Source organism: Flindersiella endophytica, from assembly GCF_054779015.1.
In genome coordinates this window covers 514,971-527,502 of the sequence record NZ_BAAGYY010000023.1, presented here as the reverse complement: position 1 = coordinate 527,502, position 12,532 = coordinate 514,971, and the positions used below count along the sequence as shown (strand labels likewise).

The window sequence follows — 12,532 nt, the reverse complement described above, 5'->3', positions numbered from 1 at the left end:
CATGCGGCCGATAACGCCCGGTGATGATCACAAGTCTTTTGCCGAACCTCTGGCGGAAGTCATGATCGTTATGGGAAAGTATCCGAGGCCAAAGCGTTGGGGCGCGACGAGGCCGGCAGTTCCTAAACAGTGAGTAGTCGGTCCTATACTCCCTGTTTACGGCTGAACTCCATCCCGGAGTTCGGCTGAAGTAGGGAGACGTTGTCCGGAGGTTCTGCGTGTCGCAGTCGCAGTACTCGCCCAAGCACAAGGCGCCCGGCCGGCATAAAGCCAGGCGCCGGTTTGCTCCCGGCGCTACCCCAGCGTTCGCGGCGGTTACGGCAGCAAGTGTGAGCGTCACCGGCGTTGTCGCCGGTGGCACGTTCCTGGCCGGCGGTTTCAGCGGTCTCAGCCTCGGGTCCGGCGACCCGGACGACTCCAAGCTCGTCCTCGCCGACCTCAATCTGCCCGGCCCGCTCACGACCAAGAAGGCCGACCAGTTAGCAGGCAGGTCCGACGCCAAGTCCGGCCGAGGCACGCCTCGCTACACCCAGCGCACGGTCACCCCCAAGCCCACGGCGACGCCGATCGAGCAGCTCGTCGATGCCAGCGGCGGTGGTGTCCTCGACCGTACGGCCGCCGAGCGCCGCCGGGCCGAGGAGCGCGCATCCCGTGACCTCGAGCGCTACAGCCCCGGCACCGCCAAGCGGATCGCCGCCGAGATGGTGCAGGCGCGCGGCTGGAGCTCGGCCCAGATGCAGTGCCTCGACACTCTCTGGGACCACGAGAGCGGCTGGCGCGTCAGCGCGGAAAACCCCTCGTCCGGCGCGTACGGCATCCCCCAGTCCCTCCCCGGCGACAAGATGGCCGCGGCTGGCGACGACTGGCGCACCAACGCCCGCACCCAGATCACCTGGGGCCTCAACTACATCGCCGACCGCTACGACACTCCGTGCGGCGCCTGGTACTTCTGGCAGAACAACAACCACTACTGAGCTGAGCCACCCGAGCCCCTTACGGCTCGCATGCTGAAAGGTCCCCCTCGTGGGGACCTTTCGCATTACCACGCCAGGCCCGCATCGCATTCCGGACAGGCTGGCACCTTCCGGTCATCAGTCCCGCGCAGCGAAAATTTCGGGTTCTTGATCCACTTTGAACGGGCATAGGTCTTGCGGAATCGCTGAGGAACGACAGGATGATTCCGTACGGAACCTGTACGAACAGTGAAGCCCCCGCGGGCGCGAGCCTGCGGGCACCCGAAATGGGAAGGCTGACCAAGGGTGTTTGGCACGAACCTGAAAACCAGGCGAGCCAGAACCGCAGTGCTCGGCGTGGCCGCGTTAATCGGGGCCACTGGACTGGCCGGGTGTAGTGGGGGATCCGGCACGCCAGTCCTGACCTGGTACATCAATCCAGACAACGGTACGCAGGCCAAGCTTGCGAAGGAATGCACGACCGCGGCCGGCGGCCGCTACAAGATCCAGACCGCGTTGCTGCCGCGGGACTCCACCGGCCAGCGCGAGCAACTCGTCCGGCGACTCGCGGCCAAGGACTCCGGCATCGACCTGATGAGCCTCGACCTGCCGTATCTCGCCGAGTTCGCGAACGCCGACTTCGTCCGGCCGTTCTCGGGGCAGGAGACGAAGGATCTGACTGACGGCATGCTGTCCGGCCCACTCGAGAGCGCGAAGTGGGACGACAAGCTCTACGCCGTGCCGTTCAACACCAACACACAACTGCTCTGGTACCACAAGTCGGTCGCCCAGAAGGCGGGGCTGACCATCGACTCGAGCTCGCAGCTCAGCTGGCAGCAGGTCATCGACGCGGCGACGAAGACCGGTACGACAGTCCAGGTGCAGGCGAAGAAGTACGAGGGCTACACCGTCCTGATCAACGGACTGGTCGCGTCGGCGGGTGGTCAGATCCTGAAGAACCCCGAGGCCGGCAAGGACGTCACGCCGAGCATCGGCTCCGACGCCGGCAAGGCGGCCGCGGAAGTGATCCGCACTCTGGCGCACTCGAAGGCGGCGCCGGCCGACCTCAGCAACTCCGACGAGGGCACGACCCAGACCGGGTTCAACGACAAGAGCGGTGGCTTCATGACGAACTGGCCGTTCGTCTACACCGCCGAGACCACCAAGCTCGACGATCTGAAGAAGCAGCTCTCTTCGGCGAAGTCCGACAAGGAGAAGAGCTCCCTGCAAGGCCAGATCGACAAGCAGCAGGCCGTCGTCGACGACTTCGGCTACACCCGGTGGCCCACGGTCAAGGAGGGGGCGAAGAGCGCCCCACCGCTTGGCGGTGTCAACCTCGCGATCGGTGCGTTCACCAAGAACCCCGCGCTCGCGGTCGACGCGGTCAAGTGCATCACGTCGGAGAAGAGCCAGCAGACGTACATGCTCGGTGAGGGCCTGCTCGCCACCTGGCCGGACGTCTACAACCAGCAGGCGATCAGGGATGCTTTCCCGATGGCCGGGTTGCTCCGCGACTCGGTCGACTCCGCGGCGCCGCGGCCGATCACGCCGTACTACGCCGACGTGACCGCCGCGATCCAGAACACCTGGCACCCGCCGGGCGCGGTGACACAGCAGACGCCTGGCGTCAGTGCCCAGCTCATCGTCGACGTCCTGCACGACAAGCGGCTGATCTGAGACCGGAAGAGAGGAGGATCACCCCATGGCAACCGTGGAAGCGCCAACATCCGCACCCGTCCAGAAGGTGCGTGTGCGCGCCACCGAACGAGCCAGGCACGAACAACGGCTCGGCTGGTATCTCTGCGCCCCTGCGTTCGGCCTCATGCTGCTCGTCACGGCCTACCCGATGCTGCAGGCGGTCTGGCTCTCCCTGCAGAGCTATCGCCTGACCGACCCCGACAGCCGGCGGTTCATCTGGTTCGACAACTACGCCACGATCCTGACCGACGGGCTGTGGTGGCACGACGTCGGCGTCACCGTCCTGATCACGATCATCACCGTCGCGGTGGAGCTGGTGATCGGGTTCGCGTTCGCGATGGTGATGCACCGGATCATCTTCGGGCGCGGCGGCGTCCGCACGTCGATCCTGATTCCGTACGGCATCATCACCGTCGTCTCGGCGTTCGCGTGGCGGTACGCCCTGGCGCCCGACTCCGGCTTCATCAACACCTGGTTCGGCCTGGAGAACTACGACTTCTTCGGGCAGTTCTGGTCGTCGCTCGCGGCGATCTGCATGTCGGAGATCTGGAAGACCACACCGTTCATGTCGTTGCTGCTGCTCGCCGGCCTCGCGCAGGTTCCGGAGGAGCTGCAGGAGGCCGCGAAGGTCGACGGGGCGACGCCCTGGCAGCGGCTGTGGAAGGTCACGATCCCGAACATGAAGGCGGCCATCATGGTCGCGCTGCTGTTCCGTACGCTCGACGCCTTCCGCATCTTCGACAACGTGTTCGTGATGACCAGCGGTGCACAGGGCACGGAGACCGTGTCGTTCCTGGCGTACCGGCAGATGATCACCCGGACGGCGGTCGGGCTCGGCTCGGCGGTCTCGGTGCTGTTGTTCCTCTGCGTACTGGTCATCGCGTTCGTCTTCATCAAGGTGTTCAGAACCGATCTCTCGCAGGTGAGGGGGGACCGCTGATGCGTACGAAAGCCAAAGTCTGGTGGGCGATCGGCGGCGCGCTGATTCTCGTCTACACGCTGTTCCCCGTCGTGTGGATTCTCTCGCTGTCGTTCAAGGCCGACGCGACCGACAAGCATTTCTGGCCGCAGCAGTTCACCTGGGACAACTACAAGACGGTGTTCGACAGCGGTCTGTTCACCAGCGCGCTGCGCAATTCCATCGGCATCTCGCTGATCTCCACCGTGCTGTCGGTGGTGCTGGCGACGCTCGCGGCGTACGCGATCGCGCGGCTGGAGTTCAAGGGCAAGAAGCTCGTGTTGTCGATGGCGCTGGCGATCGCGATGTTCCCGACGATCTCGCTGGTGCCGCCGCTGTTCGACATGTGGCGTTCGATCGGCCTCTACGACACGTGGGCCGGCCTGATCATTCCGTACATGTCGTTCACGCTGCCGCTGTCGCTGTGGACGCTGTCGGCGTTCTTTCGTGAGATTCCGTGGGAGATGGAACAGGCGGCCCAGGTCGACGGAGCCACACCGTGGCAGGCGTTCCGTAAGGTGATCGTCCCGCTCGCGGCGCCTGGTGTGTTCACCGCCGCGATCCTGACGTTCTTCTTCGCCTGGAACGACTTCGTCTTCGGCATCTCGCTGACCGCGTCCGACAGCGCGCGGCCGGTGCCGGCAGCGCTGGCGTTCTTCACTGGTGAGTCGTTCTTCACCCAGCCGATCGCGGCGATCGCGGCGGCGGCGGTTGTGGTAACGATTCCAGTGATCGCGCTCGTTCTGTTCTTCCAACGCAAGATTGTCGCCGGCCTGACGTCCGGCGCGGTGAAGGGTTGATTGGCCCATGGCAGCCATCGAGCTGAAAAACATCGTCAAGCAGTACGGTGACGGGTTCCAGGCCGTCAACGATGTCAGCCTCGACATCGCTGACGGCGAGTTCATGATCCTGGTCGGACCGTCGGGTTGCGGGAAGTCGACCCTGCTTCGAATGATCGTCGGGCTGGAGGACATCACGTCCGGCGACATGATGATCGGCGGGGACCGCGTCAACGAGAAAGCGCCGCGCGACCGCAACCTCGCGATGGTCTTCCAGAACTACGCGCTCTACCCCCACCTCACCGTCTACGAGAACATCGCGTTCCCGTTGCGGCTGGCGAAGCTGCCGGAATCGGAAGTGAAGGAGAAGGTCGAGCGCGCGTCCGAGCTGCTGGAGTTGAACGAACACCTGCAGCGCAAGCCGTCCCAGCTGTCCGGTGGCCAGCGCCAGCGGGTCGCGATGGGCCGGGCGATCGTCCGCGACGCGCAGGCGTTCCTGTTCGACGAGCCGTTGTCGAACCTCGACGCCAAGCTGCGTGGGCAGATGCGCACGGAGATCTCGCGGCTGCAGCGCCGGCTCGGCACGACGACCGTCTACGTCACCCACGACCAGACCGAGGCCATGACCCTCGGCGACCGGGTGGCCGTACTGCGGCGTGGCGTACTCCAGCAGTGCGCGACGCCCCGGGAGCTGTACGAACACCCGGTCAACCTCTTCGTCGCGGGCTTCATCGGCGCGCCGCCGATGAACTTCCTGCCCGCGTCGGTCAAGGACGGCAGGGTGGAGTTGCCGTTCTGCGACGTGCCGCTGCCCGCCGGGCTCGCGGCGGCCGAGCTGGAGGGCAAGCTGCTGATCGCGGGCATCCGGCCGGAGTACTTCAACGACGCGCGCTTCGTCGACGACACGAAGAAGGCAAGCGGGCAGACGTTCGAGGCCACGGTCGACGTGACGGAGTGGCTGGGCAACGAGCAGTACGCCTACGTGCCGTACGACTCTCCGGAGGAGATTCGCAAGGAGGTCGACGCTCTGGTCCAGGACCTCGACATGGAGGCGATGCGGCCGCAGCTGATCATCTCGCTGGATCCGGCGAGCTCGGTCAAGGAGAACGAGCAGGACACGTTCTGGGTCAACACCTCGAAGATGCACCTGTTCGACCCCGCGACGGGCGCGAACCTGACGAACGGCGCGAAGACCGAGACCGAGGCCGAGCCGGCGTCGGCGGAGTAGCGGCTCTTCTACGTCTCGAGGCCTGGCGGCCGGTTTCAAAACCGGTCGCCAGGCCTCGTGCGTTTGTGGCACCGTCACGGGCATGGATGAGCACACCGCCGTCAACCGGAAGTTGTGGGACGAGCTGGCGCCCTTGCACGCGGCGTCGGCGCACTACGACGTCGGTTCGTTCCTCGCCGGCGCGAACACGCTCGGCCGGCTGGAGATCGACGAGGTGGGCCCGGTCGAAGGCAAGCGGCTCGTCCACCTGATGTGTCACTTCGGGCTCGACACGCTTTCGTGGGCACGGCTCGGCGCCCACGTGACCGGCGTCGACTTCTCCGGCGAGGCGGTGCGGATCGGGCGCGAGCTGGCTGAGCGGACCGGCCTGGCCGCCGAGTTCGTCGAGAGCGATGTGCTGGCGGCGCCGGATCGGCTGGCGTCGAGGTACGACGTCGTGTTCCTGTCCAAGGGCGTGCTGATGTGGATCCGGGACCTGCCGGCGTTGGCGCGTGTGTGCGCACGGTTGCTCGAGCCGGGTGGCGTGTTGTACCTGCTCGACAGCCATCCGCTGGCCAACGCGGCTGCCGGCAGCAGCTACTTCGCGGCGCCGGAGCCGCTGGTGGTGGTCGCCGACGGTTCGTACGCCGTGTCGGATGCCGGGCTCTCGCATCAGGAGTCGCGGGAGTGGCCGCACTCACTGGGGGATGTGGTGACGGCGTTGGCACAGGCCGGCCTGCGGCTGGAGTTCCTGCACGAGTTTCCGGGCGCGGAGGCGGAGCGGTTCCCGCTGCCGGCGTTGGACGATCCGACGTTGCCGGCGTTCTTCTCGGTCCGCGCAGTGCGCGATCCGGCCTAGCTTCCGACCGGTCGGGTGTCGTGGGTCGGGTGTCGTGGGTCGGGTGTCGTGGGTGAGGTGTCGTGGGTCGGCCGATGCGCGCCTGCCTGGCCGGGTCGCGGACGTCTGCTAGGCGGGGATCGCGGCCAGCCGGTCGCGTACCTCGTCGAGGGTGGAGAGGCCGAGCCGCCAGCGGCCGGCGCGCCAGATGGCGCTGCCGAGCAGGCGGCGGCGTAGCAACGCCGGGATCGCCGCTTCTTCGGCCGCGTCGAGGGTGACCACGCGCTGGTAGCCCCGGCGGAATGCCGTCTCCCGCGCCTCCGCGCCGTCCGCGGACCAGTCGACGGCCATCGAGAGGCCGGCGGCCAGGTCCATCAGGCGCAGGTCCAGGGCCGCGATCTCGAAGTCGAGGACGGCCGACACCTGTCCGTCGGCATTGACGAGCACGTTCGACATCGCGAAGTCGCGGTGCACGATCTGTACCGGCAGCTCGCCGAGGAGCCGGAGGTAGTCCTCGTTCACCTGCTCGGCTTGTTCGCGCAGTCGCCGTACGCCGTCCTCGTGCGGGAGCAGGCGTTCCAGCTCCGCGCACAGGTCAGGGACCGAAGGCACCGCCGGATGCAGCGCCTCGCCGGCTAGCTCGACCTCGTGGAGGTTCGCGCGATCGGCTGGCCGTCCCGGCAGCTGCGGGAACAGCACCGCCGGCCCCTGCACCGTGCCGACGATCGTGCGGCCGCTCGAGCTCGCGATCGGCACGGGTACGGCGAACGGCGGGCCGTCGACCGCACGCAGCGCCTCCAGCAGCCGAAGCTCCGCCTCGATCCCTGAGACCTCGAGGTTCTGGTAGACGCGCAGCACGTACGTGTCGTCGACCAGCCAGACCAGGTTGTTGGTGCCGCCGTCCGGATGCCGCGCGTTCACCGGTGTGGGCAGATCCCAGGCCGACAGGTCGAGCGCCATGGCATCAGACGCTAGACCACCTCGAGGCGGGCGCTCTATTGGATTTGCGCCTCCGGCGCGTGGCCCGCATCCACGCTGACGGCGCCGCTGTGCCTACCCTAAGCGGAGTATGCCCGGCACGATCTTCGGCCCGCGGCGCCCTCAGCCTGACACTCCCGACATGCTGCGGGGTTGTGGCAGCGCGGCGCGGCTGTGCTCATTTGGCGGCTACGCCGCCGGAGCCGCGAGCTTCACCGGCCCTATTTCTGAAACACGACCTAGGCGGGAATGGCGGCCAGCCGTTCGCGTACGTCGTCGAGGTCGGAGAGACCGAGTCGCCAGCGGCCGGCGCGCCAGATGGCGCTGCCGAGCAGGCGGCGGCGTAGCAACGCCGGTATCGCCGCTTCTTCGGCGGCGTCGAGGGTGACCACGCGCTGGTAGCCGCCGCGGAAGGCCGACTCCTGCTCGGCGGCTCGGGCGGGGTCCTCCCAGTCGACGGCCATCGAGAGGCCGGCGACCAGGTCCGTCACGCGCAGGTCCAGGCCCGCGATCTCGAAGTCGAGGACGGCCGACACCTGTCCGTCGGTGTTGATGAGGACGTTCGAGGTCGCCAGGTCGCCGTGGATGATCTGCACCGGCAGCTTGTCGAGCAGCCGGAGGTAGTCCTCGTCCAGTTCCTCGGCCTGGTCGCGCAGCCGCCGTACGCCGTCCTCGGCCGGGAGCAGGCGTTCCAGCTCCGTGCACAGGTCGGCGACCGAAGGCACTGCCGGGTGTACGGCGTCGAGCGTGCCGCGCCAGTCGATCGGGGCCAGGTCGGGCGGCAGCTTGGCCAGCGCCAGGTCGAGGTGGCCGAGTGCCTCGCCGGTCAGCTCGATCTCGTGCGGATCGGTCCGCTCGGCCGTCCGTCCCGGCAGTAGCGGGAACAGCACCGCCGGCCCTTGTACCGTGCCGACGACGGCGCGGCCGCTCGAGCTCGCGATTGGCACGGGTACGGCGAACGGCAGACCGTCGACCGCGCGCAGCGCCTCCAGCAGCCGAAGCTCCGCCTCGATCCGCGAGACCTCGAGGTTCTGGTAGATACGCAGGACGTAGGTGTCGTCGATCAGCCAGACCAGGTTGTTGGAGCCGCGGTCCGGTTGCCGTGCGTCCAGGGGGACCGGCAGATCCCATGCCGACAGGTCGAGGGTCATGGCATCAGACGCTAGACCACTTCGAAGTTCGACATCATCTCCATATCTTCGTGCTCGAGGTTGTGGCAGTGGAAGACATAGCGGCCTCGGTAGCCGTCGAAGCGCATGATGAGCTCGACGGTCTGCTCGGCCTGAACGTCGAGAGTGTCCTTCCAGCCCAGCTCCTTGCCGGGCTTCTCGCCGTCGATCGACAGGACCTGGAAGTGCACCAGGTGCAGGTGGATCGGGTGAGCGATGTCGCTGGTGACCTTCCAGATCTCGGTGGTGCCGAGCTTGGGGTCGGCGTCGACTCGCTTCGGGTCGAACGGTTCGCCGTTGATCGTCCAGCCGGTGTGGCCGTCGAGATCCGCGCTGGCGAGCTCGAACTCGCGCGTGGTCTTCGCCTTGGCGGGGTCGAGCTGTTCGATCGTGGACAGCTTGGCCGGGATCCGGGAGTCGTCCTTGGCGTTACGAGCGACGCGGAAGCGCATCACGCGGCCCGCCGTACCCTCGGCCGCCGCGTTCGTGAGCGTGACCGCGCCTCCGACCGGGTACTGCGCGAAGTCGATGACGACGTCGGCCCGCTCGCCGGCCGCCAGCGTCAGCGTGCGCGTCTTCTGCGGCTCGGGCAGCAGGCCACCGTCCGTACCGATCTGGACGAGGTCGCCCTTGTCGAGCTGGAGTTGGTACGTGCGGGCGTTCGACGCGTTGAGGATGCGGAAGCGGTATCGGGCGCGGTCGACCTCGAGCTGGGGCCAGGGCGCACCGTTCACGAGGATCACGTCGCCGAGTACGCCGCCGGCGTAGGCCTCCTTCACGCCGTGGGTCTTGGTCAGCGTGTGGTCGAGGGAGGGGTAGAGCAGGCTGCCGCCGGTGTCGAACGAGCGGTCGCAGATCACCAGCGGGATCTCGCGGTCGCCCTTGGGGAGCGGAAGCTTGTCGTCCTCGTCGTCGCGTACGACGAACATGCCGGCGAGGCCGCGCCAGACCTGAGCGCCGGTGAAGTCCATCCGGTGGTCGTGGTACCAGAGCGTGGCGGCGCGCTGGTCGATCGGGTATTCGTAGCGGCGTTCCTCGCCGGTCTTGATGACGTCGGTGGGGTAGCCGTCGCTGCTCGCCGGAACGCGGCCGCCGTGCAGGTGGGTGGAGATGGGAGTGGCCAGGCGGTTGCGCTGGTCGACGACGATCGGCCGGCCGGCGCGGGTCTCGAAGGTCGGCCCGGGGAACGTGCCGCCGTACCCCCAGATCGTGGTTCGCAGGCCGGGGATGATCTCGGCCTTCGCCGGCTTGACCTCGAGCTCGTAAACGTCTGACGGGCCGGTCGTGCTGACCGGTCGAGCGACCGGCGGGATGGGCAGCGGAACGCCGTACGGCTTCGGCAGCTTGGCGGTGCTCGGCAGCAGCCGTGGTTCGGGGGTGCTGCTGCCGAGCAACGAGCAGCTCGCGGCCGCGGTGGAGGCGGTGGCCGCGAGCATGCCCGCACCGAACAGCTTCAGCGCGCCGCGTCGGCTGACGCTCATGCTGCCGCGCTGGCCGCTTCGGCCTTGGCCTTGGCGCTGGAGCGACGCTCCGACCAGACCTGCACGGTGAGGACGACGGCGCCGGCCAGCAACAGCGCGCCGAGCGGGATGTGGATGTAGCGGTTGTGGGAGCCGCCCATCGCGCTCTGCAGGAAGCCGAAGAGCAGCAGCAGAACGCTCGGCAGGATGTACCGCGCGGTCTGGCGGCCCGGACGCCAGACCAGGATCGCGAAGATCACCTGGAGCAGCGCGAACAGATGGACGGAGAAGGAGTTGGCGGCATGCAGCGTGCGGCCGTCCCCTTCGAGCAGGATCCCGGCGAAGATCGCCTGCCCGAGGATGGCAACGGCCTGCAGCGTCACGAACACCCGGAACGTGTTGAACAGACCGGACCCACGGCCCGCCGGAGCGCTGCTGCCGGCCCGCCTTGTTACGGCTTGAGCTGAACGATTCGACATGCCACCTAGCGTCGCGGCGGTGCGGGTGCTGGCACATCGCCTGACGGGCGTCTTCGCGTCTACGCCCGCTGTAGTAGACGACGGCGGGACCTACGAGGTCAGGCGCAGTAGGGGCTTATCGATAGGCGGCTGCCTGCAGGCTGAACAGCCGGGCGTATCGCCCGCCCAGCTCCATCAGCTCGTCGTGCGTGCCGAGCTCGGCAACCCCTCCGTCGGCGACGACGACGATCAGGTCGGCCATCCGTACGGTGGAGAACCGGTGCGAGACCAGCACGGTGATCGCTCCCGAGGCATGCCGCAGCTCCTCCGCCGCGTGCGTCCAGCGTTCGAACAGCTGGTGCTCGGTGTCGGCGTCGAGCGCCGCGGTCGGCTCGTCCAACAGCAGCAGGAGCGGTGCCGTGCGGATCATCGCGCGGCCGAGGGCGACCTTCTGCCACTGCCCGCTGGACAGGTCGACGCCGGCCGGCCAGCGCGGCCCGAGCTGGGTCTCCACGCCCTGCGGCAGCAGGCCGGGCAGGTCACCGGCGCCGGCACGGGCCAGCGCGGCGGTCGCGGCGGCTGGATCGTCGATCGCGGACAGGTCGCCGAGCCCGACCGCCTCGCGTACCGAGAACTCCCAGCGCGCGTGGTCCTGGAACCCGGCCGAGACGCGTTCGCGCCAGCGGTCGGGATCCAGCCGGGCCAGGTCGACGCCGTCGACGGTGATCGAACCGGCGTCGGGCCGGTAGAGGCCCGCGAGCAGCTTCACCAGCGTGGTCTTTCCGGCGCCGTTGTCTCCGACCACCGCGACCGTGGAGCCGGCCGGCAGGTCGAGGTCGACGTCGCGCAACGTCGGTGCCGCCGCCGAGGGGTACCGGTAGGTCAGCCCGCGTACCTGAATGCCCGTGGTCAGCCTGGGTGGCGCCGCCACGGACGCGTCGGTCGAGGAACGGATCCGTTCGGCCACGTCGACCAGGTGGACGTAGCGGCTGGCGGTCGTCAGCGAACGCAGCGCCCACTGGACCGTCTCGGCCGAACCGGCGACCAGGCCGAGGACCTGCCCGGCGAGTACGGCGGTCAGCCCGACGTCACCGACGCTGACCCGGCCGTCGACCGCGCGCACGACGACGTAGGCGATCGCGCCGAAGTAGCCGGCGACGAACACCAGCCGGGTCAGCAGGCGGACGGCCTGGCCGCGTAACTGCAACCGCACATGGATGCTCGCGATCTCGCGGTGTGCGGCTGTGAACCGGGCCAGCAGCTCGTCGCGCAGCCGGAACAGCCGCAGCTCCTTGGCCGGGCCGGACTGGGTGCACAGCTGGTAGATGTCGTCGGCGCGACGGCTCGGGTCGGCCGCCAGCACCTGGCCGCGGTGGAACAGCCCGTTGGTGTAGCGGCTGAACAGGAGCAGCGGGATCCCGAACGCCGGCAGCGCGAGCAGGAGCGGGTCGACGGCGGCCAGCAGGACCGCGGTGATCAGGACCTGGAGCAGCACGTGGCAGAACCGCACCAGCGCGGGGATGGTGTTGCCGAACTCCCAGGACTCGCCGTCGAGCAGCTCGAGCTCGGTGAGGTGGCCGGGCGTCTCGTGGATCTCCAGCGTCGGCACGCGCGCGATCGTGCGCAGCAGGCGCTGCTCGACCTGATGGTGAGCGCGTTCGTTCAGCGACGCACGGGCCCGCTCGCCGGCGTAGCCGAGCGCGAGCCCGCCGGTGATCGAGACCGCGATTCCGGCTGCGGCCCAGGCGATGCTTGTCGGGTTGTCGTGCTGCACGCCGTCGAGCAGCAGCTTCAGCCAGTACGCGAACAGGCCGGTGACGATCGCCTCGCCGAGCACGCACCCGAACGCGAGCGCGGTGCCGCGCCGGTCGGTCTCCCAGGCGATCCGGAGCAGAACCCGCGCGGTGCGGAGTCGTCCGGCGGCGGAGGCGTTAGTCATGGTTGGAGCCTCCGTCCGCGCGGTGTGGCTTGGTGTGGCCGGGCTTGCGGCTGAAGGCGGGGGTGATGTGGCGCTGGTCGGTCTGGCGGGCGATG

General features: G+C 68.2%; 11 protein-coding genes. 6 read left to right on the top strand and 5 right to left on the bottom strand.

What is annotated here, in order from left to right; all coding sequences use genetic code 11:
- The first annotated feature begins 329 nt into the window (after positions 1-329).
- The 6 genes from ACYVF6_RS26775 to ACYVF6_RS26750 all read left to right on the top strand — a co-directional run bounded on the left by ACYVF6_RS26775 (position 330) and on the right by ACYVF6_RS26750 (position 6,454).
- Positions 330-974 carry an aggregation-promoting factor C-terminal-like domain-containing protein gene (locus tag ACYVF6_RS26775; protein WP_460525309.1) on the top strand — a complete coding sequence of 215 codons (645 nt, stop codon included), beginning with the start codon at positions 330-332 and terminating at the stop codon, positions 972-974.
- A gap of 336 nt (positions 975-1,310) precedes the next feature.
- Entirely contained in the window at positions 1,311-2,630 is a 1,320-nt protein-coding gene (locus ACYVF6_RS26770) for a type 2 periplasmic-binding domain-containing protein (protein ID WP_460525308.1), read from the top strand.
- A 25-nt stretch (positions 2,631-2,655) separates the two neighbouring features.
- Entirely contained in the window at positions 2,656-3,591 is a 936-nt protein-coding gene (locus tag ACYVF6_RS26765) for a carbohydrate ABC transporter permease (RefSeq protein ID WP_460525307.1), read from the top strand.
- Positions 3,591-4,409: a carbohydrate ABC transporter permease gene (locus ACYVF6_RS26760; protein WP_460525306.1), complete on the top strand. Its 819-nt coding sequence runs from the start codon at positions 3,591-3,593 to the stop codon at positions 4,407-4,409. The genes ACYVF6_RS26765 and ACYVF6_RS26760 overlap by 1 nt, the downstream gene beginning before the upstream one ends.
- Before the next feature lie 7 nt (positions 4,410-4,416).
- Positions 4,417-5,616: an ABC transporter ATP-binding protein gene (locus tag ACYVF6_RS26755; RefSeq protein ID WP_460525305.1), complete on the top strand. Its 1,200-nt coding sequence runs from the start codon at positions 4,417-4,419 to the stop codon at positions 5,614-5,616.
- 82 nt (positions 5,617-5,698) lie between these two features.
- Complete coding sequence (locus ACYVF6_RS26750) at positions 5,699-6,454, top strand: class I SAM-dependent methyltransferase (RefSeq protein WP_460525304.1); 756 nt, start codon at positions 5,699-5,701, stop codon at positions 6,452-6,454.
- A gap of 108 nt (positions 6,455-6,562) precedes the next feature.
- On the opposite strand, the gene ACYVF6_RS26745 is transcribed toward ACYVF6_RS26750, so the two are convergent.
- The 5 genes from ACYVF6_RS26745 to ACYVF6_RS26725 form a co-directional block, all read right to left on the bottom strand.
- The gene (locus ACYVF6_RS26745) at positions 6,563-7,393 is read right to left on the bottom strand and encodes a phosphotransferase enzyme family protein (protein WP_460525303.1); all 831 of its coding nucleotides are present in this window, start codon (positions 7,391-7,393) and stop codon (positions 6,563-6,565) included.
- 257 nt (positions 7,394-7,650) lie between these two features.
- Positions 7,651-8,562: a phosphotransferase enzyme family protein gene (locus ACYVF6_RS26740; protein WP_460525302.1), complete on the bottom strand. Its 912-nt coding sequence runs from the start codon at positions 8,560-8,562 to the stop codon at positions 7,651-7,653.
- An 11-nt stretch (positions 8,563-8,573) separates the two neighbouring features.
- On the bottom strand, positions 8,574-10,061 hold the full coding sequence (locus ACYVF6_RS26735; RefSeq protein WP_460525301.1) for a multicopper oxidase family protein: 1,488 nt from the start codon (positions 10,059-10,061) through the stop codon (positions 8,574-8,576).
- The gene (locus ACYVF6_RS26730; RefSeq protein WP_460525300.1) at positions 10,058-10,519 is read right to left on the bottom strand and encodes a hypothetical protein; all 462 of its coding nucleotides are present in this window, start codon (positions 10,517-10,519) and stop codon (positions 10,058-10,060) included. The genes ACYVF6_RS26735 and ACYVF6_RS26730 overlap by 4 nt, the downstream gene beginning before the upstream one ends.
- A gap of 115 nt (positions 10,520-10,634) precedes the next feature.
- Positions 10,635-12,437: an ABC transporter ATP-binding protein gene (locus ACYVF6_RS26725; RefSeq protein WP_460525299.1), complete on the bottom strand. Its 1,803-nt coding sequence runs from the start codon at positions 12,435-12,437 to the stop codon at positions 10,635-10,637.
- Between the last annotated feature and the right edge of the window lie 95 nt (positions 12,438-12,532).